Source organism: Cytobacillus gottheilii, assembly GCF_900166665.1.
Taxonomy (GTDB): Bacteria; Bacillota; Bacilli; order Bacillales; family Cytobacillaceae; genus Cytobacillus; species Cytobacillus gottheilii_A.
The window spans coordinates 3,238,114-3,261,090 of sequence record NZ_LT800494.1; the positions used below are offsets into that span (position 1 = coordinate 3,238,114).

Annotated in this window: 18 protein-coding genes and 1 pseudogene; 5 read left to right on the top strand and 14 right to left on the bottom strand. The window is 38.9% G+C overall.

All coding sequences use genetic code 11. The features are described 5' to 3' along the window. The first annotated feature begins 30 nt into the window (after positions 1–30). A complete protein-coding gene (locus B7E07_RS15900) occupies positions 31–222 on the top strand; it encodes a YjzD family protein (RefSeq protein WP_080847274.1) in 192 nt (63 codons plus the stop codon). Positions 223–270: 48 nt separating this feature from the next. Here the strand turns inward: B7E07_RS15900 and clpB are convergent, their stop codons facing one another. After that, a complete protein-coding gene (gene clpB / locus B7E07_RS15905; RefSeq protein WP_080847278.1) occupies positions 271–2,889 on the bottom strand; it encodes an ATP-dependent chaperone ClpB in 2,619 nt (872 codons plus the stop codon). A gap of 100 nt (positions 2,890–2,989) precedes the next feature. Further along, positions 2,990–3,169, bottom strand: a complete 180-nt coding sequence (locus B7E07_RS15910; protein WP_080847280.1) for a YjzC family protein — start codon at positions 3,167–3,169, stop codon at positions 2,990–2,992. A gap of 162 nt (positions 3,170–3,331) precedes the next feature. Here B7E07_RS15910 and B7E07_RS15915 point away from each other — a divergent pair, with 162 nt between their 5' ends. Next, complete coding sequence (locus B7E07_RS15915; RefSeq protein ID WP_257391470.1) at positions 3,332–4,135, top strand: undecaprenyl-diphosphate phosphatase; 804 nt, start codon at positions 3,332–3,334, stop codon at positions 4,133–4,135. 413 nt (positions 4,136–4,548) lie between these two features. On the opposite strand, the gene B7E07_RS15920 is transcribed toward B7E07_RS15915, so the two are convergent. Further along, a complete protein-coding gene (locus B7E07_RS15920; protein ID WP_080844557.1) occupies positions 4,549–5,388 on the bottom strand; it encodes a TetR/AcrR family transcriptional regulator in 840 nt (279 codons plus the stop codon). 100 nt (positions 5,389–5,488) lie between these two features. Here B7E07_RS15920 and B7E07_RS15925 point away from each other — a divergent pair. Continuing rightward, positions 5,489–7,441, top strand: a pseudogene (locus B7E07_RS15925) (efflux RND transporter permease subunit); the annotation flags it as partial. 83 nt (positions 7,442–7,524) lie between these two features. Here B7E07_RS15925 and argF read toward each other — a convergent pair. The 7 genes from argF to argC form a co-directional block, all read right to left on the bottom strand. Further along, positions 7,525–8,481, bottom strand: coding sequence for an ornithine carbamoyltransferase (gene argF / locus B7E07_RS15930; protein ID WP_080847287.1), 957 nt, complete (start codon positions 8,479–8,481; stop codon positions 7,525–7,527). Further along, entirely contained in the window at positions 8,478–11,594 is a 3,117-nt protein-coding gene (locus tag B7E07_RS15935; protein ID WP_080847289.1) for a carbamoyl phosphate synthase large subunit, read from the bottom strand. The genes argF and B7E07_RS15935 overlap by 4 nt, the downstream gene beginning before the upstream one ends. Next, the gene (locus B7E07_RS15940; protein WP_080847291.1) at positions 11,587–12,666 is read right to left on the bottom strand and encodes a carbamoyl phosphate synthase small subunit; all 1,080 of its coding nucleotides are present in this window, start codon (positions 12,664–12,666) and stop codon (positions 11,587–11,589) included. Before B7E07_RS15940 ends, B7E07_RS15935 begins: the two co-directional genes overlap by 8 nt. Before the next feature lie 113 nt (positions 12,667–12,779). Next, complete coding sequence (locus B7E07_RS15945; RefSeq protein ID WP_080847292.1) at positions 12,780–13,931, bottom strand: acetylornithine transaminase; 1,152 nt, start codon at positions 13,929–13,931, stop codon at positions 12,780–12,782. Continuing rightward, positions 13,928–14,701 carry an acetylglutamate kinase gene (gene argB / locus B7E07_RS15950; RefSeq protein ID WP_080847294.1) on the bottom strand — a complete coding sequence of 258 codons (774 nt, stop codon included), beginning with the start codon at positions 14,699–14,701 and terminating at the stop codon, positions 13,928–13,930. Before argB ends, B7E07_RS15945 begins: the two co-directional genes overlap by 4 nt. Positions 14,702–14,713: 12 nt before the next feature. Further along, complete coding sequence (argJ, locus tag B7E07_RS15955) at positions 14,714–15,949, bottom strand: bifunctional ornithine acetyltransferase/N-acetylglutamate synthase (protein WP_080847295.1); 1,236 nt, start codon at positions 15,947–15,949, stop codon at positions 14,714–14,716. Between the two features lie 12 nt (positions 15,950–15,961). Continuing rightward, positions 15,962–16,993, bottom strand: a complete 1,032-nt coding sequence (argC, locus tag B7E07_RS15960) for an N-acetyl-gamma-glutamyl-phosphate reductase (RefSeq protein ID WP_080847297.1) — start codon at positions 16,991–16,993, stop codon at positions 15,962–15,964. A gap of 281 nt (positions 16,994–17,274) precedes the next feature. Here argC and B7E07_RS15965 point away from each other — a divergent pair, with 281 nt between their 5' ends. Continuing rightward, positions 17,275–17,964 (top strand): Crp/Fnr family transcriptional regulator, encoded by a 690-nt coding sequence (locus B7E07_RS15965; protein ID WP_080847299.1) that lies wholly within the window; start codon positions 17,275–17,277, stop codon positions 17,962–17,964. Positions 17,965–17,978: 14 nt separating this feature from the next. Here the strand turns inward: B7E07_RS15965 and B7E07_RS15970 are convergent, their stop codons facing one another. The 3 genes from B7E07_RS15970 to B7E07_RS15980 form a co-directional block, all read right to left on the bottom strand. Further along, positions 17,979–18,716 carry a YwiC-like family protein gene (locus B7E07_RS15970; RefSeq protein ID WP_080847301.1) on the bottom strand — a complete coding sequence of 246 codons (738 nt, stop codon included), beginning with the start codon at positions 18,714–18,716 and terminating at the stop codon, positions 17,979–17,981. 154 nt (positions 18,717–18,870) lie between these two features. Beyond that, positions 18,871–19,401 carry a molybdopterin-guanine dinucleotide biosynthesis protein B gene (mobB, locus tag B7E07_RS15975; protein WP_080847303.1) on the bottom strand — a complete coding sequence of 177 codons (531 nt, stop codon included), beginning with the start codon at positions 19,399–19,401 and terminating at the stop codon, positions 18,871–18,873. After that, a complete protein-coding gene (locus B7E07_RS15980) occupies positions 19,395–20,660 on the bottom strand; it encodes a molybdopterin molybdotransferase MoeA (protein WP_080847305.1) in 1,266 nt (421 codons plus the stop codon). The genes mobB and B7E07_RS15980 overlap by 7 nt, the downstream gene beginning before the upstream one ends. Positions 20,661–20,893: 233 nt before the next feature. Here B7E07_RS15980 and ric point away from each other — a divergent pair, with 233 nt between their 5' ends. Continuing rightward, positions 20,894–21,574 (top strand): iron-sulfur cluster repair di-iron protein, encoded by a 681-nt coding sequence (ric, locus tag B7E07_RS15985; protein ID WP_080847307.1) that lies wholly within the window; start codon positions 20,894–20,896, stop codon positions 21,572–21,574. Positions 21,575–21,645: 71 nt separating this feature from the next. On the opposite strand, the gene moaA is transcribed toward ric, so the two are convergent. Beyond that, positions 21,646–22,662 (bottom strand): GTP 3',8-cyclase MoaA, encoded by a 1,017-nt coding sequence (gene moaA, locus B7E07_RS15990; protein ID WP_080847308.1) that lies wholly within the window; start codon positions 22,660–22,662, stop codon positions 21,646–21,648. Between the last annotated feature and the right edge of the window lie 315 nt (positions 22,663–22,977).

Consider the following 22,977-nt stretch of genomic DNA (forward strand, 5'->3'; position numbering starts at 1 on the left):
GGATTCAATAATGTAAGAGGTGAACTATTGATGAAATATGTGTGGACTTTATTTTGGACATTCCTTCTTGTTCATATGTTATCGTATGTTGCTGGTTCAATGCTTGGCGCTCCTTATGATTTTCAAACGAGTGCGATCCTTGCAGTTGCAGCAACCCTATTAATTTATGTCATTCCAGTCATCCTTCCAGATGAGCCTGCGGACAAAAAAGCGATTCATTAATTGTTGAAAATATCGTCAGCCTTACAAATAGGCTGACGATATTTTTCTTTACTCAGCATGTTCATTTACTTCAACAGACAATAAACCATCCTCTAAAGCAATAACTACTTCACTATGTTCCTTAATGGCACCTGAAATGATTTCTTTAGCTAATGCTGTTTCCACATTTTTTTGAATATAACGTCTCAAGGGCCTTGCACCATAAATGGGGTCATAGCCATTTTCAGCAATATATTCAACTGCATCATCTGTTATACGTAAATTCACTTGCTGATCATTCAATCGTTCTTGCAGTTCATTCAGCATATTTTTTACAATGCCGTGTAAATCAGCAATCGATAAAGGTTTAAAAAGAATAATCTCATCTATTCGGTTAATAAACTCTGGCTTAAAATGATTTTTAAGTTGCAGAAGCACTTTATTTCGAGTTTCTTCCATAATATAGTCATTCTCTCGCACTTCATCGCGTTCCAGTAAGTAATTGGAGCCTATATTGGAAGTCATAATAATGACTGTATTTTTAAAATCAACCATTCTTCCTTGGGAATCTGTAATGCGTCCATCATCTAATACTTGAAGCAGAATATTAAATACTTCAGGATGCGCTTTTTCAATCTCATCTAATAAGATGACAGAATACGGTTTACGCCTTACCGCTTCTGTAAGCTGTCCTCCTTCTTCATAGCCAACATACCCTGGAGGTGCACCAACTAATCTTGAAACTGAATGTTTTTCCATATATTCGGACATATCTAAGCGAACGATTTGATCTTCACTGTCAAATAATACTTGTGCCAGTGCTTTAGCTAACTCCGTTTTTCCAACACCTGTAGGACCAAGAAATAAAAATGAACCGATTGGACGATGAGGATCCTTTATGCCGGCTCTTGCTCTTATCACTGCATCTGAAACAAGCTGCACTGCCTCATTCTGACCAATGACCCTTTCTTGTAATATACTTTCTAGCCGCAGCAGCTTTTCGCGTTCACCTTCAACAAGCTTTGCAACCGGGATGCCAGTCCATCTGGCTACAATGCCGGCAATTTCTTCTTCTGTCACCTCTTCACGAACAAGCCTGTCCGTATGTCCTTCATTTACTTCTTGCTCCATCCTCTTTAATTCTTTTTCTAGCATTGGAATTTTTCCGTGCCTTAATTCCGCAGCACGATTTAAATCGTACTTATTTTCAGCATCTTCCAAGTCACGGCGATGTTTTTCTAATTGTTCTCTTTTCTCCTGTATACTTTGTATTCCTTCTTTTTCAGCAAGCCATTTGGTCTGCATGTTTCTGGCTTTATCTTTTAAGGCTATTAGTTCTTCTTGTAAGGCAGTAAGCCGTTCTTTGCTTGCTGCATCTTTTTCTTTTTGCAGTGCAGCTTCCTCAATTTCAAGCTGCATGACTCTTCTTGTTACCTCATCTAGTTCAGTTGGCATGGAATCCATTTCAGTACGGATCATGGCACAGGCTTCATCAACTAAATCAATTGCCTTATCTGGTAAAAACCGATCTGTAATGTATCGGTCAGATAGAGTTGCAGCAGCAATTAAAGAGCGATCATGAATATGAACCCCATGATGGACTTCAAACCGTTCTTTTAAGCCCCTCAAAATAGAAATGGTATCCTCCACATTAGGCTCTTGTACTAAAACTTGCTGAAACCTCCGTTCAAGTGCAGGATCCTTTTCAATATATTTGCGATGTTCATCCAAAGTAGTTGCACCAATACAATGCAGTTCACCCCTTGCAAGCATGGGCTTTAACATGTTTCCGGCATCCATAGCTCCCTCAGTTTTTCCTGCACCGACAATAGTATGAAGCTCATCAATAAAAAGCAAAATTTTCCCTTCGCTCTTTTTCACTTCATTTAATACCGCTTTTAGTCGTTCTTCAAACTCTCCTCTAAATTTTGCGCCAGCAATTAAAGAACTCATATCAAGTGAAAAAATCGTTTTATCCTTTAAACCTTCTGGTACGTCTTTTCTGACAATACGCTGCGCAAGGCCTTCAACAACAGCTGTTTTACCGACACCAGGCTCACCGATTAATACCGGATTGTTTTTTGTTTTACGTGATAATATTCGAATAACATTTCGTATTTCCTGATCACGGCCAATGACAGGGTCAACCTTCCCTGCTTTAACCTCCTCGACAAGGTCTCTCCCATATTTATTCAACACATCGTATGTGGCTTCTGGATTTTCCGATGTCACTCTCTGGTTCCCCCTTATTTGTTTAATAATTTCCTCCAGCTTTCCTTCTTCTTGTATAAACGCTCTCAGCAATCTTCCTGCTTCTGATTGTTTTATTTTTAATAAGGCTAATAAAAAATGCTCTGCAGATACATATTCGTCCTGCCAAGTCTTCATCTGGTTTTCAGCTTCAGCGAACACTTTTTGCAGTGTATTTGTTATATATAAAGTTCCTTGCTTCATTCCGCTGCCTGAAACTTGCGGTTTTGTTTGAAGCTTTTTGTCGATAGCTTGTCTGAGCTGATCAGCTTGAATGGATGCTGCTCTTAGAATTGATGAAGTTAATCCTTCTGTATTTTCCATAAGTGAATGCAGAAGATGCAGATCATCAACTTCCTGATTCTCTTTACGAACAGCTAAGTTTTGTGCACTTAATAATCCTTCGCGTACATGCTGTGTCATCCGATTTAAGTCCATGATACATCCCCTTTGACCATTATTGACCTTTATTTTATTATATCCCATTTTTTACATATGTAAAGCCATTCAATTTCCATTGAATGGCTTGTGCTTCCTTTTAAGGTTTTCGTTTGTATGTCCAAACACGGTTATGATTTGAGTTTTCAGGAAAGTGGTCGCCAGCCTTCATCTTAATCATTTGCGGGTTATTGACATTGCTTCCTGTTTCACCAACTTCTATATATATTCCATTGTTAGGCGCTGCCTGCCCTGCTTTGAATTGTCGATTTTGTCCCAAAAGAGCAACCTCCTTGTTCAATTAAGTCTATATTAGTATTGCCATTAAATTTCTTTCAATAAAGAATAATTTTTTCCAATGAACTACAAGCAATTGCTTTACTTATATGATGTTTTTATTGTTTAATGAAATGGTGTCATCTTAATATTGGAGGATAACTATGTGACTGATTTTATTACTTTGCTTAAATACTTGTTCCTTGGATTACTTCAAGGCTTTACAGAGCCTATTCCCGTTTCTTCAAGCGGACATGTAGAAATTGCTGCTTATTTTTTTGACTTAAATATTGAAGGAATGAGCTTTGCTATTCTCGTCAATACCGCCTCTTTATTAGCTGTCCTTCTCATTTACAGAGAAGATATATATAGGCTTGTCAAGAACGGTCTAATCTATTTAAGAACAAAGGATCAAAGTGCAGAAGCGGACTTCCGTTTTATCATTTATCTAATTGTCGCTACAATTCCTGCTGGTGTAATTGGTGTTCTATTTGGAGATTATTTAACAGGGAATATTTTAACGGTTGGAGTCACCTTGTTAGTTACAGGTGCTGCTCTATGGATCATCCGAAACTTAAGAGGAAGAAAAAATGATGCGTCCATATCATTAAAGGATGCAATTATCGTAGGTCTTGCACAAACAGTTGCATTAATTCCTGGGATCAGCCGATCAGGTGCAACGATTGTGGCCGCAATGGGATTGGGCATGAAGCAGGAAACAGCCTTAAGGTTCTCCTTCTTAATGTACATTCCAGTAAGTGTAGGCAGCGCTATATTAGGTTTTAGCGATATGCTAAATGATCCGAATATATCAACACTGGCCATTCCGTATGCAGTCGCATTTATTGCTTCATTAGTTGCTTCGTATTTTTCTTTAAAATGGTTTATGGGAATTATGGCTCGGGGCAATCTGAAGATCTTTGCTTTTTATTGCTTTATTGCCGGAACATTAGTTATCATTTTTTCCTAGTCAGATCAAAAAATGAGGCTGGGACATAAGTATTTAACACACTCATAGAACCGAATGGTTAGGAAGTTATCTTTCTAATCATTCGGTTTTTTATTTATGATTATAAAATATATTTTATGAACATGAGTGAAATGGAGCGGAGGACCCTCGACTCCTGTGGGCAATAGAGGAAAAGGTGAGACCCCGCAGAAGCTTTGCTTCGAGGAGGCTCAGCTTCCTCCCCACGGAAAGCGAGGGGCCGCAGCGCAGGTGGAACGGACTTGTTTAAATATCTAAATCAAAATATTAATATTCGTGTTTTAGAAAGATTAATTTTGTTTTGTCCCAGCTTCATTTATTCGTTTGAAATCATGTCTCGGTTCCGTGAAATGAACCTTATCACTGAATCAGCACTAATTTTTTAATCGTTAATCTCAGCTTAAATTAAAATAGCGGCGAAGGAGAAATGCAACCCACATGCACTGAGCATCTTGGCGCACGATTTCTACTAATCCGTTAATCAGCAGGATATCTAATGTTTGTTTATTTATTTGTTCTTTTAACTCATGCAGTGCATCTTTTACAAATCCTTCTTGTACCTCAGCAATGAGATCATTTATATGTTTGACTAAGGTTTCTTGTGTCGGAGGACCTTCTGCCGGCAGATCGAGCAAATTAACAAGCTCTTTTGTAACAAAAGGGACCGTAGAATGCTTTGCAAGCAAATTTGTTTTTTCAACAAGTGAGCTGGCCAGCAACTTCAAATCAAGCGGAAGCTTTGAAAAGATAAAAAGCTCCGAGTACATTTTCATAAATCCCTTTACACAATAAAGCAAATCAAACTTTGTGGCCGCAATTGAATCACCATAAATTTGATCAATCATTTTCAGGATGGCACGATTGATTTGTTTATCATAAAAATGAAGCTTCATAATCAGTTCCATATTTAACGTATGTGTTTGTTCCTTCATAAAAACAGTCGCAAGATTGGAGTGTTCTTCAAAGTTTCTTAATATGGTCAGGTAAAACTGATATAACAGCTCATCCTGATGATATCCCCCACCACTGACCAGATAGTCAATGTTGGAAACGATTTCACTCATAAAATGATCAATTAAAGCAAAGATTAGCTCATCCTTTGATTTAAAGGATAAATAAAACGCACCTTTAGATATACCGCTCTTTTCAGTAATCTGTTGTACAGAAGTAGCATCAAATCCCTGTTCCGCAAATAATTCAAGTGCCTTTTCCATTATTAACTGTTTCTTTACCATATCTTAATACTCTCCTAAATGAAATCAATTGACAAATGACCGATTAGTCATTATTATATGTAATTAATTGAACAAAGTCAATAAAGGGGCAGGTGTAATTGTGAAAGGTTTAGTAAATTTTGTCCTGAAAAATAAACTCGCTGTATGGTTATTAACGATCATTATTACAGCATCAGGTATTTATTCAGGTACACAAATGAAAACAGAAACGATTCCGAACATTAACATTCCATATTTAATGGTCATGGGGATCTATCCGGGAGCAACTCCTGAAAAAGTAATGGAAGACGTTTCAATTCCTATTGAAAGTGCGATCGAAGGACTTGAGGACGTAAAAGCTGTTTTCTCGAACTCCAGTTCAAATGTAGCAAGTATTCAGGTTGAATATGAGTATGGCATTGATATGGATGAAAAGAAAAGAGAACTTGAGTCAGCCTTAGATACAGTAACACTGCCTGAAGATGTTCAGGAACCTACTGTAACATCTATTGGGATGAATATGATGCCTGTAGTTGCTTTATCGATCAGCAGCAGCTCAGAAGATATTGTAGAATTAACATCTACTGTAGAGGACACAATTTTACCAGAGCTTGAAAAGATTGATGGCGTTGCTTCTGCAACAATTTCTGGACAGCATATTGAAGAAGCTATCTTTACCTTCAATGAAGAAAGAATGGCTGAGCTTGGTTTAACAGAAGATGATGTTAAGCAAATGATTCAAGCAAGCGATATGGCTATGTCTCTTGGCCTTTATGAATTTGAAGATGGTGAACAGGCAGTCGCTGTAGACGGCAAAGTTACATCGGTTGAGGAGTTAAGAGAGCTTCTTATTCCAGTAACTCCTTCAGAAGAAAATCAAGTTCCATTCGTAACATTGGGCGATATTGCCTCAATTGAAACAGTTGGACGCGAACAATCTGTTTCTCGAACGAATGGTGAAAATGCCATTGCTATTCAGATTGTAAAAGGACAGCAGGATAACACTGTTGATGTTGTCAATGCAGTTAAAGATTTTGCGAAAGAACAAGAAAAAGCAATAGATGGATTAATCATTGATATCTCGTTAGACCAAGGAGCTCCTATCGAAGACTCCGTTCATACAATGATTGAGAAAGCCTTATTTGGAGGACTAATCGCTGTATTAATTATCCTTCTATTCTTACGTGATATTAAATCAACGATTATTTCGATCGTTTCCATTCCAGTCTCTATTTTCATGGCTTTCCTATTGCTGCACTGGCTGGATATCACATTAAATATTATGACGCTTGGGGCTATTACCGTCGCAATCGGACGGGTTATTGATGACTCCATCGTTGTTGTGGAAAATATTTATCGCCGCATGCATCTGAAAGAAGAAAAGCTTACAGGCCGCGCATTAATTAGAGAAGCAACAATTGAAATGTTTAAGCCAATTTTATCTTCAACTCTAGTAACTGTAGCTGTATTTGCTCCGTTAATTTTTGTTGGCGGCATGGTTGGAGAATTGTTCATGCCTTTCGCATTAACAATGACATTTGCATTAGGTGCATCCTTAATTGTTGCGATCACGATCGTTCCGGCTCTTTCTCACTTCTTATTTAAAAAGAAGCTTTACAGTCCGAAAACAGAAAGCAGCCATAAAGAAGTTGGCAAGCTTGCAATGTGGTATAGAGGTGTTCTCGAAAAAACATTGAATCACAAAATCATTACATCCGTGATCGCTGTTATTCTTCTTGTTGGAAGCTTGGCGTTAACACCACTTATTGGGTTTAGCTTTTTAGGCAGTGAAGAAGAAAAAGTAATGTATCTAACGTATACACCTGAAACCGGTGAAACTGCAGAAGATACATTGGACAACGTAACCGTTGTTGAAGAAGAAATGTTAAAACGAGAAGATATTGATATTGTCCAGTTATCCATTCAAGATGAAGCTTCTTCTGATCCTTCTGCAGCCATGATGGGCGGAGGTGCCGGCGGTGCATTAATGTACCTGATCTTTGATCCAGAAATGGAGAACTTCCCAGAAGCACGCGAAGACATTGAAGAATATGTCTTTAATATCGGCCAATCCGGNCACGCAAACCAAGATAGTAAATATTCGTGTTTTAGAAAGATTAATTTCGTTTTGTCCCAGCCTCTTTTTGAAAAGAACCTTTACAGAAGTTCTGATAATAGTGCTTTTTGAACATGTAAACGGTTTGCTGCCTGGTTAAATACAAAAGAGTTTGGTCCATCAATGACAGGCGCTGTCACTTCTTCTCCTCTGTGAGCGGGCAGACAATGAAGGAATAGTGAATCCTGTTTGGCCAATGCCATCAGTTCTTCATTTACCTGATAATCTTTAAAGATCTTTAATCGCTTTTCGTTCTCTGCTTCCTGTCCCATACTAGTCCAGACATCTGTATAAATGACATCTGCATTTTTCACGCTTTCCTGAACATCATTGCTTACAGCAATCTCTGCACCGCTTTTCTGTGCAAATTCTTTGGCCAGCTCTAATACATTCTGTTGTGGTTCGTAGCCTTTAGGACAAGCAATCGTAATGTTTAACCCCAGTTTAGCAGATGCAATTAATAAGGAATGTGCAACATTATTTCCGTCACCGACATAAACAAGCTTAATTCCTTTCAGACTCCCTTTCTCCTCAAGGATTGTTAACATATCGGCAAGTGCCTGGCACGGATGGTAGAGATCTGTTAATCCATTTATCACAGGAATAGATGCATGTTCTGCCAGTTCTTCAACCATCTGATGAGAAAAGGTGCGGATCATGATGGCATCCACATAACTCGATAGCACCTTTGCCGTATCAGCCACACTTTCCCCTCTTCCTACCTGCAAGTCACTGCTGTTCAAAAAGAGGGCATGCCCGCCTAATTGCAGCATCCCTGCTTCAAAAGATACTCTCGTGCGCGTTGATGACTTTTCAAAAATCATTCCAAGTATTTTTCCCTTTAGAGGCATGGGGTCTTCTCCTGAATGAATACCTTCCTTTAATTGCTGTGCTTTTAATATAAGACCTTTAATTTCCTCTTGGCTATAATCCGCCAGCGTTAAAAAATCCTTGCCTTTTATATTCAAATTAATTTCATCTACTACAAAACCTGTCATGATACATTCACTCCTTCACTTACTGTTAATTCACTACGCAGCAGCCATTCATTCATACTCGTTACTTCCCACTCCATATTCTTTAATGCCTGTAAAAAAGCTGCCAATGATTCTTTTTTTGAAAAAGTAATCAATCGGTTCTTTACAGCAAGCTCTCTCTCAGCTGCAGCATGACGGTCCTGGTATGGATTGTACATGGCTATAGCTTTATCATGACTCCAATTAAAATCATTTGCATGAACCATTTTCACACCATATTTCTGGCATTCATTTGCAAATTCGTGCATCACATCTTCTACGGCTGAAATGATTACTTTTTCAAATCCTGGTTTTAAACTGGATTCAAAGGCCTTTCGTAATGCCTCCGTAATGTCGGCTGCAAGGGCAATCCCTTCACCCGTTGATTTCATTTCCGGTCCAACAAGACTATCCAATCCTTTTAACGCATAATTTGAAAACACGGGATATTTTACACAAACAAAAGGAAATTGTTTTGCAGGAAATTGATCATCTTCCATGACATATTTCCCAAGCAATATTTTTGTCGCAATTTGTACGATTGGAATACCTGTTACTTTGCTGACAATTGGCACGGTCCGGCTAGCGCGTGGATTTACCTCCAGCAAATACACCTTTTCTCCGTCTATAATGTACTGAATGTTCATTAAGCCTTTATAATTCAATTTTTGGACAATTTGTTTTGCGTAAGTCATCATCTGTTCCTGAACTGAGGAAGATAAAGTTTGCGGAGGCAGTACTGACATACTATCTCCGGAGTGAACCCCGGTGTGCTCAATATGCTCCATGATCGCAGGCACATGGATGTATGTTCCATCTGCTGCTAAATCAAGCTCTGCTTCCTTTGCTTCAAGAAAACGGTCTACTAGAACAGGATAAACAATCCGTTTAGACTGCAAGTAATTCTTATAGCTAAATTCATCACGGATTAACTCCATCCCTTTTCCGCCAATCACATAAGATGGACGCAGCAGAATTGGAAAGCCAATCTTATGAACAGCAGCATCAAGCTCTGCTTTTGAATGAACCACATCTCCTTCAATATGAGGAATCTGACATTCATCGAGCAGCTGGTAAAATAATTCCCGGTCTTCTAATTTTGCAATTTCCTTTGAGCTCGTGCCAAGTAATGTAACCCCATACTCTTCAAGCTGTTCCGCCAAGTTCAAAGCGGTCTGTCCTCCTAGCTGAACAATGACTTGTTCAATCTGTTCGGCCTCTATTACATTCAGAACATCTTCTAATATGAGCGGTTCAAAATATAAGCGGTCGGCTGTTGTATAGTCGGTACTTACAGTTTCCGGATTATTATTAATCATGATGGTTTCGATTCCAGCATCTTTTAAAGCATAAACGCCTTGTACGGAGCAATAATCAAATTCAATTCCCTGACCGATTCGAATAGGACCGCTCCCAATGATAAGCACCTTGGGTTTTGTGCTAGTGGTTTGTTCATTTTCGCCATAATAGCTTGAATAAAAGTAATTGGATTGTGCTTCGAATTCAGCCGCACATGTATCTACCATTTTATAAACAGGCAAAATACCGAGTTCTTTGCGCAAATGGCGAATGTCTGCTTCTTCTTTTTGCCAAGCAGAAGCTAGGAATGTATCAGAGAATCCTTTTTCTTTAAAGAATGCGAGGTCTTTCTTTGTTACGTTTTGAGCTGAAGTTTCTTTAATCTGGCTTTCAATCTTCACTAAACGCTCAAATGCCGCTAAAAAGAAATAATCCATGTTGGTTGCTTGATGTAATTCCTCTGTTTTCACACCTCTGCGAAGCAATTCCATCATAATAAAAAAGCGCTGATCATTCTGTTCTTCTAAATATTGGAATAATAAAGAGGTGTTACACTGCTGCAGTTCTGGTAAAGATAATCCAATACAATCCAGCTCCAATGAATGGACCGCCTTTTGAAGCGCACGTTCAAAATTTCGGTCTATTCCCATGACCTCTCCTGTTGCTTTCATTTGTGTGCCAAGTTTGCGATCGACATACGGAAATTTATCAAAAGCCCATTTCGGAAATTTAACAATACAGTAGTCCAGCGCCGGTTCAAAGCTTGCATACGTATCTCCTGTCACCGGGTTCATTAATTCTGACAATTGATAACCAACTGCCAGCTTTGCTGCCATTCTTGCGATCGGGTACCCTGTCGCTTTGGAAGCAAGGGCAGAGGAGCGGCTGACACGCGGATTCACTTCTATAAGATAGTATGATTGACTGTTTGGATCTAACGCGAACTGAATATTGCATCCTCCAATAATGCCTAATTCCGAAATAATTTTAATAGAGGCGGTTCTCAGCATTTGATATTCTTCATCCGTTAATGTTTGGGAAGGTGCAACGACAATTGAATCACCTGTATGAATGCCGACTGGATCGATATTTTCCATGTTGCAAATCGTGATACAAGTATTTCCTGAATCACGCATGACCTCGTACTCAATCTCCTTATATCCTGCTATGCTCTTTTCGACAAGACATTGGTTAATCGTACTTTCTTTCAGGCCGCCTGCAACAAGTGATTCCAGTTCCTCCATGCTATCAGCGATACCCCCGCCAGTCCCGCCAAGTGTGTAAGCTGGACGAACAATAATCGGAAAGCCAATGCTTTCAGCAAATTTAAGTGCTCCTAAAACATCTGTTACTACCTCACTATCTGGCACAGGCTCATTTAATTTTTTCATTGTTGCCCGAAAAGCTTCTCTATCTTCTCCGCGTTTAATGGAATCGATGCTTGTGCCCAAGAGCTTAACATTAAATTTAGTTAATACTCCTTGTTCATGCAGCTGAAAAGCAAGATTTAATCCCGTTTGCCCTCCTAAGGTAGCAAGCAATCCATCAGGCCGTTCTTTTTCGATAATTTTTGTTAGGCTCGCTGCGGTTAGCGGTTCAGCATAAATTCGATCTGCGAACATTTCATCAGACATGATCGTTGCCGGATTATTGTTCACGAGGATCACGTTATATCCCTCTTCTTTTAACGCGGCACATGCTTGTGTACCTGCATAATCAAATTCTGCAGCCTGCCCAATCACAATTGGACCTGATCCAATCACGAGGATCGACTGGATACTGTTGTTTTTAGGCATTTATATAACTCCTCTTCTTAAGCGTAGTCATCTTCAAAAACTCATCAAATACATATTCAGCATCTGATGGTCCTGGATGTGCTTCAGGATGAAACTGAACCGTTTGTATTAATAAATCATCATGTACGAGCCCTTCAACAGACTGATCATGTAAATTGATAAATCTCTTCTTAAGACCCGTACCATGTAAACTAACTTCATCCACAACGTAGCTATGGTTTTGCGAGGACATAAACACTCTTCCTCTTTCTAAGTCTGCTACCGGATGATTTGCACCGCGGTGCCCGAACGCTAACTTTTTGGTATCTGCTCCAAGGGCTAACGCAACAAGCTGATGACCTAAGCAAATTCCAAGTGTGGGATAGCTTTGCACCATTTCCTTAATAACAGGAAGCTTATGCACTAATTCTTTCGGATCTCCTGGACCATTTGAGAGAACTATTCCATCTGGATTCAGATTGTGAATGTCATGAATGGATGCAGAGTAAGGAACGATTGTGACCTGACAATTCCTCTTCAGCAAACAGTCGACAATCGATTTCTTTGCACCATAGTCAATCACCACAATATGCTGTTCTCCATCTCCAAATTGTTCAATTACAGATGATGCTACTTTGCTTACCTTCTGATCTTTTACCATTGTGTATTTCTTATTATCCGGGTCACTGTTTTGTGTCATAACAGCTGCCATCGTCCCATGTGCTCTAATTTTCTTGACAATCGCTCTTGTATCCATATGACCTAATACAGGTACATTCCACTTCTCCAAATATTGTTTAAACGTATATTTGGATTTGTAATGTGATGGCATTTCACTGCCTTCATATATAATAACGCCAGCTGCATGCGGCTTTTTACTTTCAAAATGACTTTCATTAATTCCGTAATTTCCAATCAGCGGATACGTAAACACAATGATTTGATCTTTATACGATGGGTCACTGATCACTTCCTGGTAGCCGGTCATGCCAGTAAAAAAAACAATTTCCCCTTTTACCTCATGCTGCAAAGAATGTGACAGCCATTCTCCTTTATAGGTTTCGCCGTTTTCCAAGTGCAAGTAGCCTTCCATGTAAACACCTCAAACGATGTATTTTTATTAATATATATTTATTTTTATGCATAACAAACAAAAATTGACCTCTGTTTTCTGCAGAGATAAGAATAAATAAGCTGATGACATATTTAAACTTTTGCGTGTACTTCATTTAATACTGCACTGACTATGTTCATCGCTTCATCCATTTCCTCATAAGTAGCACTTAATGGGGGCAGTATGCGAATCACGTTCTCACCGGCGGGAAGCAGCAATAAACCCTTCTCCCTCAAGTGCGCTAAAAGAGGTGCAGCTTCTTTCCTTAGCTCTATACCTGCCATTAAACCAAGCTGCCGAACATCCACTACAAGAGGATCGCTCAGTAATTCTATTAATGAATTCCTTAGATAATCAGCCTTCTTCGTTACTTCTTTCAAAAAGCCAGAATCAAAAATAGTCTGCATCGTCACTGTAGCCGCAGCAATTGAGATTGGATTTCCGCCAAATGTTGAGCCGTGACTGCCGGGTCCAAACGCTTCTCCAAGTTTGTTGCTTCCGATCACTGCACCAATAGGAAAGCCGCTTCCAAGACCTTTCGCAACAGTTACAATATCAGGATTTAAATTGAAATGCTGATAAGCAAAAGGTTTCCCCGTTCTTCCCATTCCTGTTTGTATTTCATCTACAATCAGTAATGTTCCATTGCTTTGACATAGAATCTGCAGTTCGTGTAAGAATTCTTTTGTTGCTAGATGAATGCCTCCCTCTCCTTGAACGATTTCGAGCATAACAGCAGCCGTATCTTCATCCAATTCTTCCGTTATTACTGCCAGATCATTAAATGGCACATGTTTAAACGTTTGAAGCAATGGACCAAAACCAATTTGTATTTTCTCCTGACCAGTTGCAGACATGGCTGCAAATGTCCGCCCATGAAATGAGTTTGTAAACGTAATAATCTTATTGCGTCCTGTCGCTTTTCTCGCCAGTTTAATAGCAGCTTCATTTGCTTCTGCACCGCTATTTGAGAAAAAAACAAGCTCTAGACCTGCTGCATCAGCCAGTAGCTTTGCTGCTTCATCCTGTTTACTCTGGATAAATAGATTAGAAACATGCCAAAAGCTATTAAGCTGGTTTTCTACTGCTTCTTGCACTTTGGCTGGACGATGCCCTAAGTTGCAGACACCGATTCCGGATGTAAAGTCCAAGTAATGTTTACCGTTTTTATCAATTATTTGGCTTCCTTCTGCTGAAATGGGTTCTACATCCCACCTTGAATAGACTGGGAAAAGATGGCTCATATGTGCAGCTCCTTTCTATTGCTGATTTCTGTACCAAGCCAGTTCTCTCCATCGTAAAATGCTTTCTTTCCTGAAACGATGCTGATTGTTTTTAATCCCTCTTCTAAAGCTGAAATGGCAGATTTCACCTTTGGAATCATACCGCCAGTTATTTCACCATCTTCAATTGAAGAATTAATTTGCTCCGCCTCAATATTTGAACAATATTCCCCGCCTATTTTAATGCCAGGCACATCTGTGACAAAAATGCACCGCTCAGCACCTACGGCAACTGCAACCGCAGCCGCAGCTGTATCGGCATTCACATTATACTTCACCCCATTATGATCCATTGCAATAGGAGTGATAACTGGAGTAATCTGAAGAGCTAAAATGTTATGGAGAAATTCTGTATTTACACTTTCAATGCTTCCGACATAACCCAGTTCCGCTTCATTTATAAAAGTTCCCTGCAGCAGATGGACATCACTTCCATTAATGCCTAAGCACTGTAATCCATTCATTTGCAGCAGAGCCGTCAACTTTCTATTAGTTTTGCCTGACAAAACCATTTCAGCGGTCTCTAGTACTTCTTTTGTTGTTTTTCTGAGTCCATTTACAAAAACACTTTGCACATGATAAAGTTCAAGCATTTTATTTATATCTGGTCCTCCGCCATGAACAAAAATAAATTGATACCCCTGTGATTTCAGAGATTTTACATTTTGCAGAAAAGATGGCGACAATAAATCTATGACACTTCCACCGCATTTGATTACTATTTTTTTCATCACATCATCTCCCTACGTCCGGTAGCTGGCATTTATTTTTACGTAATCATAGGATAGATCACAGCCCCATGCCTTTCCTTGACCATTTCCCTGATGGAGATTGACGGTGATTTTTACTTCCTTATTTTCCAGGTAGCTCGTTGCTTCTTCTTCAGAAAAAGGCTGGGGTTCACTTTTGTCTAGCATATTGATATGACCAATCGTAATATCAACCATATTTGGATCAATGTTAGCGCCACTTTGACCTAAGGCACCAATAATTCTGCCCCAGTTTGCATCAGATCCAAACATGGCTGTTTTAACAAGATTTGAACCAACAATTTGTTTTGCTGCTTTTTTCGCATCATTATCATTAGCAGCACCTGTCACTTCAACTTCGATCAGTTTCGTGGCTCCCTCACCATCTCGGGCAATTTGCTTCGCCAAATTTTCACATGTCGCTGATAGCAGCTGAACAAATGCTTGCCATTCTGGATGCTCTGGAGATAAAGCAGAATTGCCAGCATTTCCATTAGCCATTACCAGCACCATATCATTTGTTGAAGTGTCTCCATCAACGGTTATTTGATTAAAGCTATCATTGGTTACTTCCTTTAACGCTTCTTGAAGAGAACCGCTGTCCACTTTTGCATCGGTTGTCACAAAAGCAAGCATTGTAGCCATATTTGGATGAATCATGCCTGAGCCTTTCGCCGCGCCACCCATTGATATCAACTTTCCGTCAATTACCGTGGTATAACAGCAGGACTTCTGCACTGTATCTGTCGTTAAAATTGCCGTTTGAAAATCTTCTGCATTGCTTTTAGTTGAATCTGGTGCTAATTGTTTTATACCTAGATCAATTTTATCCATGTTCAAAAATTCTCCAATTACACCCGTGGATGCAACAGCTATATAATGAGAAGGAAGCTCGAGTTGCTTTGCAGCGAACTCCCGCATTTGCAAGGCATCCTGATAGCCCCTTTCTCCCGTACAAGCATTTGCGCATGCACTATTAACAACAACCGCTTGAATTGCCCCTTCTGCAGCTAAACTGTCCTTTGTCACATGCAAGGGCGCTGCCTGAACCATACTTGTTGTATACACGGCAGCTGCATTGGCAGGCTGATCACTATAAATAACACCCAAATCCTTTTTTGAATATCTAAGACCTGCATGGACCCCAGCTGCTCTGAAGCCCTGAGGAGAAATAATACTGCCTTCTGGTACCTCTGTTAGCTTACCTGCTGATTGTGTTAATGCTTGCATAATACGCCCTCCTTATGGATAAACCGGCACAAAATTCAGGCCAGTATCTTCATTCATGCCAAACATAATATTTGCATTTTGAACTGCCTGACCGGCAGCTCCCTTCATTAAGTTATCGATTACGGAAATGATTGTTAACCTGCCTGTACGCTGATCTGCATGTAGACCAATATTGCAATAGTTGGAAGAGGCAACCTCCTTTACAGCAGGAAAATAATTTTCTGGAAGAATATGAATAAATGGTTTCCCGCCATATGTATCTTGATAAAGCTCCAAAATTTGTTTCGTAACATGCTCGGAAGTGAGCTCAGCATAACTTGTTGTCATAATTCCTCTTGTAATAGGCAGCAGATGTGTGGTAAATGTTATTGGTCTCATCTCCTCATTCCATATCTGCAGCTGCTTTTCAATTTCTGGAATATGCTGATGCTCATTCATTTTATACACCCGCAAATTCTCATTTGCTTCTGCATAGCTTGAAGTTCTTGCTAAACCTCTACCAGCTCCTGATACCCCTGATTTAGCATCAACAATAATGCTTCCCATATCAATCCAGCCTTCTTTTACAATCGGAGCCAATCCCAGAAGAGTAGACGTTGGATAACAGCCCGGATTTGCAATTAATTTCGCGGTTTGTATTTCATTTTCATTCCACTCACTTAATCCATATACCGCCTGTTTAATAACAGCCGGATCTCCTGCTTTTTTCTTATACCATTTCTCGTATGATTTCGGACTAAGTCTTAAATCACCAGATAAATCAATAATCTTCACATCTTTATCCATCAATTTTTCTGCTAATGCACTTGAAGCGCCAGAAGGTGTTGCTAAAAATACAACATCTGCGTTTGCTGAAATTTCATCAAGATCGATTGGCTGCAGTTTTTTATTCAATAACTGATACAGATGCGGATATTCCTGCCAAATAGGCTGCTCCGAGGACGTCGAATGAATAGAATGTATGTCGAATTCAGGATGATGTTGTAATATTCGCAGCAATTCAACACCACCATACCCTGTTGTTCCTATAATAGAAGCCTTCATATGGTCTCCCTTCAACATGTTCGTTTTTATATTTAATCATTATAATGTATATTTATTAATTGGTGTATGCTTATTATAAAAATATTAATTCTGAAAATCAACCAATATCTCAAATGTATTGTTATTTTTTTTCATATAGTGATAGTATAAATAGTAGCTAAACATTCATTGCACATCGGAATAATTGTGCTAACTGAGCGCTATTGAATTCCTTAACTGCTAATCTTACCTTTCTAAATGTGCTAAAAGCGCTGTGATTTTAGAGGAGGAGGCAATGACTAATGCCTACTACAAAACTTTCATCTGGACTTCAAAAACTTACTGTCTCAGCTCAGCATAAAGTAAAAATGCAAAAGGGAGAGTATCTTTTTCAAGATGGAGAAACAGCAAAGGGTTTATACTTAATACGATCTGGGACAGTGCAGATTACTAAAATTATTCCTAATGGGAAAGAGCTTACGCTTCGAATGAGCGGCAGCGGAGAAATCGTTGGGGATATGTCCATATTTTGTGCACAATCTCAATATACGCATAGTGCCAAAATTATCGAGAATGGTGAAGCGGCTGTCATTCCAAAAGCCGAACTTAATCAATTACTGAAAAATGATCATGAACTGGCTCTTGAGCTTTTAGAATGGAGCAGTCTCCAAAATCAGAAGAATCAAACAAAACTTAGAGATCTTGTCCTCCATGGAAAAAAAGGTGCCCTTTACTCTACCTTAATTCGGCTATCTAATAGCTACGGTGTGTCGAGTGGAGAAAATATTCGTCTTGATACAAGTCTAACGAATCAGGATTTGGCAAATTTCTGCGGCACATCACGTGAGGTCATTAATCGCATGCTCAGTGACTTGAGGAAAAATAAAATTATTTCGGTCAATAAAGGTTATATAACGATACACAATCTGCCATTTTTAAAAGATGAGATCGATTGTGAAAATTGCCCGATAACGATATGCAGTATTGAATAAAAGCATCCGGATCTTTAGTGCACCGGATGCTTTTCTATTACATATAGAATCATAATGATAAAAAATAGTGCTGAATTGATTATTTCATAGATGCCTATTCTCATGACTGAACGCTTTTTTCCATATAGATAGATGGCTCTAAATAGGCTTGGAAGGTAAGCGATAGCAATAATAAGCTCTCCCCATATTAGGAACGTCAATGGAATAAGAATATGATAACTCCATGATAGCAGCTTATAGGTCCTATTTGATTTTTCCCGAATCATGGTTTTCACATATAAGGTGCTCCCTGTAAAGAAAAGCAGCGTACAAATAGAGATTAAAATACTCATCTTTTCCACGTTTCCATTGATTAATATAGCTCCCGCCAATCCGGAAAGGGAAAATATCATGATGGCACATACATCATTCAAAAAAGCTCTGTCTTTATTTTTAGCTGAAAAATACACATTTAATAGCATAAACGGAATAAATACGAGCCCAAGCCAAATAAGCTTTGGCTCGTGAAAAACAGGTATGATCAGCAAGAAAGCTGCAATTGTAAAATAAACAGATGCCCAAACCTTATGCTCTTTTTTCTTCTTTCTTTTAAACAGCAATAAAAATGGGTACGTCCCTAAATATAAGAAGAACCATCCTGAAAATAACAGAAGCATTCTCCAATCAAAATTCCCGGCTGCTGCAACTCCTAGCCAAAATGGAATAATGAGCATCGCCCATGCTCCATGCTGCTTTGGCAAAAATAATTTCATTCCGTATCTCCCCCTGTCTCGAATATCATAAACGATTACAGAATGAAGATAAGTGCTGTATATCACAAATGTATTAGATAAAGTAGCCTGCGCTATTAAATTACTTGAATGTGTTTAATAGTTTTCTTTTACAATCATATAGAAAAACGGAATCCTATTGGTCAGGACTCCGTTTACCTTCCTCTATACTCTTTAATAAGTACGATACCAGCCACTCAAGACCCGCTATATCTTCAATATGAAAACCATCAGATTGCAATTGTTTTTCCCAATAAAATTGAATTTCTATGTTTGTTAAATCATTAAGCAACTGGAGATCATCATTCGTACGTATGAGAACTGCCTTTGGAAACTCTTCATGTTTATGTCCTTCAATTAATATGAGGTCAGGGCTTAGCGAAGAGGCCATACGGATTTTTTCATTCAATGACCACTCTTGCTTTTCTGCATGAAGAATCAGCCTTCCGCCGCCTTCAACAATAGAAGCAGCTGCACCAGCCTTTACATGCCGAAATGAATCCTTATCTTCATCTAACGAAGGCTTTCCGCCATGACCATGATGCTTGATGACGACTGTTCTTTTCCCATTAGCTTTAAGTCGGTTTAACACTTGCTCTACTAGAGTCGTCTTTCCGCTATTTTGGTATCCAACAATTTGAAAAATAAAAGGAGAATCGATTACCATGGCCACTCGCTGCCTGTAAATTCCTCAAGAAGCAGGACATCTACTTCGTCTCCGTTCATAAAGCCTCGGCTGCCCCCAGGCAGAATCATTAAGGCATTAGCTCCAGCAAGACTCATAACAATATTGGATTTATCCATACCGCTTGGTGCAGCGACAAGCTTCCCATCTTCCACACTTAATATCGCTCGGACAAAGCGAGTGAACGGATTTGCTTTTGGAAAATCTGCTGTTAAAATAGCCTTCTCACGTCTTAAATGTGGTTTGTCAGAAAACAGGAAGGTACGGATAATCGGACGCACAAATAATTCGAATCCTACATAGCAGGCGGAAGGATTACCCGAAAGTCCAAAGAGCAGTTTTCCATCCAGTTGGGCAACAGTTGTTACGCTCCCAGGTCTCATCGCCACTTTATTAAACAAAACCTCTGCTCCAAGTTTTTCATAAATGGCGGGCAAGTAATCAAAATCACCAACTGATACCCCACCTGTTGTAATCAGAAAATCGCTCTCCTGCAAGGCTTTTTCTACAGCATTAAAGCATGTCTCAAAGTCATCCGGAAGCTTCCCTAAATAAGAAGCTTTCCCGCCTGCTCTTTCAATTTGAGCGGTAATCATTAATGCATTACTGTTGCGGATTTTTCCTGGTTCAAGGTCATCTTCTACCTCTAATAACTCAGAGCCTGTTGCAAATAAGGCAATTGCAGGCTTTTTCGCGACGGGTACATCAGCATACCCAAATGTTGCCAGCACAGCCTGTGTACCGGGATTGATTAGGGTTCCTTTATGAATTAAAACTTTACCTGCCTTAGCATCTTCCCCTTTAAAAGACACATTTTCACCTTTTTTTAATTTACGCTTGGTAGACATATAAGTATTTCCATTTTTTTCAAATGTTTTGGATAGTTCAAGCATTAAGACGGCATCACAGCCTTCAGGCATTTGGGCACCCGTCATAATTCGAACCGCCTGAAAAGCTCCTGGAATCTTATTTGTAACGTGACCTGCGCCAATATGATCAATAACTTCAAACTCTATTTCATGTCTCTGCGAAGCTTGAGCAGTATCCACTGAGCGAAGAGCAAAACCATCATATGGGGCGCGATCAAAATGTGGAACATCATGAGTAGCCTTTATATCATCAGCTAAATATCTTCCATTGCTTGTATAAATAGAACTATTTTCTGCTTCCCCTTTTTTCTCATATTTCATTACCCTCGCAACAGCATCAGCAATTTGGATTGGGTTTCTTTTTTCCAGCAAAACAATCAACTCCTATGTACTAAACATCAGTAGCATTACCATTTAATTTATATTATAAAGCTTCTATTGAGTAAGCATCATGATTTAACTCACACTTTTTGATGTATGTATCTGTATTTTCCAGTCCCATAAAGAAAGATGAAAACTTTTTTTGTTTTATGTGATATAAATCACTAAATGAATTTGTAATGATAAGTAAACTAAAAGTACCCCATTTTAAGGAGGATTTACAAATGATCGTATTAAATGAAGAAAGCATTGTAAAAGAAATTGTCAATGAATACCCAAGAACAAGTGACATTTTTAAGCGTTATCAGATCGATTTTTGCTGCGGAGGCAACAATTCCTTACTACATGCAGTTGAGAATAAAAATATATCACTTCAGCAGTTAATGGATGAACTGCATGATTCTGTTCAAAATGAGCAAAGCAAACAGGATCATCCCGATATTTGGACAAATTCAAGCTCTGAACAATTAATTCATCATATTCAGGAATATTACCATGCTGAGCTTAAAGAAGAACTGCCGGCATTAAGCCCTTATGTTACAAAAGTTTCCCGTGTTCATGGAGAGCGTAAACCTGAACTAATCCGAGTTTATGAGCTATTTTACGCATTAAAGAAAGAATTGCTAGAACACACGGAAAAAGAAGAGCAAGAAGTTTTTCCTTTACTCATTCAAATGGATCATATGCAGGAAGAATCAAGAGATCAGCTGCAATCCTTAATAGATGAACATAAAGAAGTAGGTCAGTTGTTAGCGGAACTTCGCTCTGTTACATCCAACTATACTCCTCCTCTTGATGCATGCGGAACATACCGACTTGTTTATAAACGACTAGAAAGACTAGAAGAACAAACATTTATGCATATTCATCTTGAAAACAACATCTTATTTCCAAGATATTCATAATAAAAAGGGAGGGGATTTCCACAGCTGGAATCCCCTCTTGTTTTTATAAAATTTGTTTGAGCCTTACCGCATTATCCCCCGATATAGGACATTTCTATTTTTTTGCGATTAGCTGCTGTTTCCTCTGTTCTTTCGTCTGAATATCTGTCATTACGTCCATCCCAGATCGAAATAATGCGCTGGCGTATTTCCTCATCACTGGTACCAGCTCTCATAAATTCTTTCAGATCATGACCATTTCCATTAAATAAACATGTAAAAATCTGTCCGTTTGCAGATAATCTCGAGCGTGTGCAGCTTGAGCAGAAAGATTCAGAAACGGATGTGATAAATCCTACATCCACATTTTTATCTTTATACCGATAGCGCTTCGCTACTTCCCCAAAATAATCCGGATCAACTGGATCCAATAAAAAATGTTCACTTAGAAGATTAAAAATTTCTTGTTTGGTCACAACATCGTCCATTTTCCAGCCATTTGTGCTTCCAACATCCATATATTCAATAAAGCGGAGCTGAAGTCCCTCTTCTTTACAGAATCTTGCCATCGGTACGATTTCTTCGTCGTTTAAGCCTCTTTTAACAACCATATTGATTTTTACACCTAATCCAGCTTCTTTGGCAGCATTTATTCCTTTTAAAACTGGCTTTGTACCAATACCACGACCATTAATTTCTCCAAAAAGTTCATCCTTCAGGCTATCAAGGCTGATATTTACTCTTTTCAAGCCTGCTTTCTTTAAGGACTCTGCATACTTCGGAAGCAAAACAGCATTCGTTGTTAAGCCTATATCTTCTAAACCTTCTATTTGTGAAAGCATCTGGACAAGAACGGGAAGGTCCTTTCTCATAAGCGGCTCCCCGCCCGTCAGCCTGATTTTTTCTACGCCAAGGTCAACAAATATTTTTGCAAGCCGTTCAATTTCTTCATAAGTTAATAATTCGCTGCGAGGCAGAAAGGCAAAGTCTGGTCCAAATATATCTGCAGGCATACAATATGTGCAGCGAAAATTACAGCGATCTATTACAGATATTCTTAAATCCCGTAAAGGTCTTTTTAACTGATCCTTTATGATTGTTTTCGTCATTCCAGTCAACTCCATGATTGCATAATATATTCAGATGATGTCCCCTGAATTACTCACACAATTGCTGATAAACACAGGCTCTTTCGTATACATTATGACTTTTTAACACTCTAGCCTTGTTTTTAGAATAGGTACTCTCATAGCAGAGAGCTTAATAAATCTTTTCCTTAATGTTATTACAACATAAATTCAGTAGAAAAAGTTAAAAACCTGATAAATGTCATCATGCTGTCATAATTTATCCAAAATCAGCATCCAAACCTAACAGTTTCTATTATTTCATAAAGCTTTCACAGCTTAACAACCTAACAACCG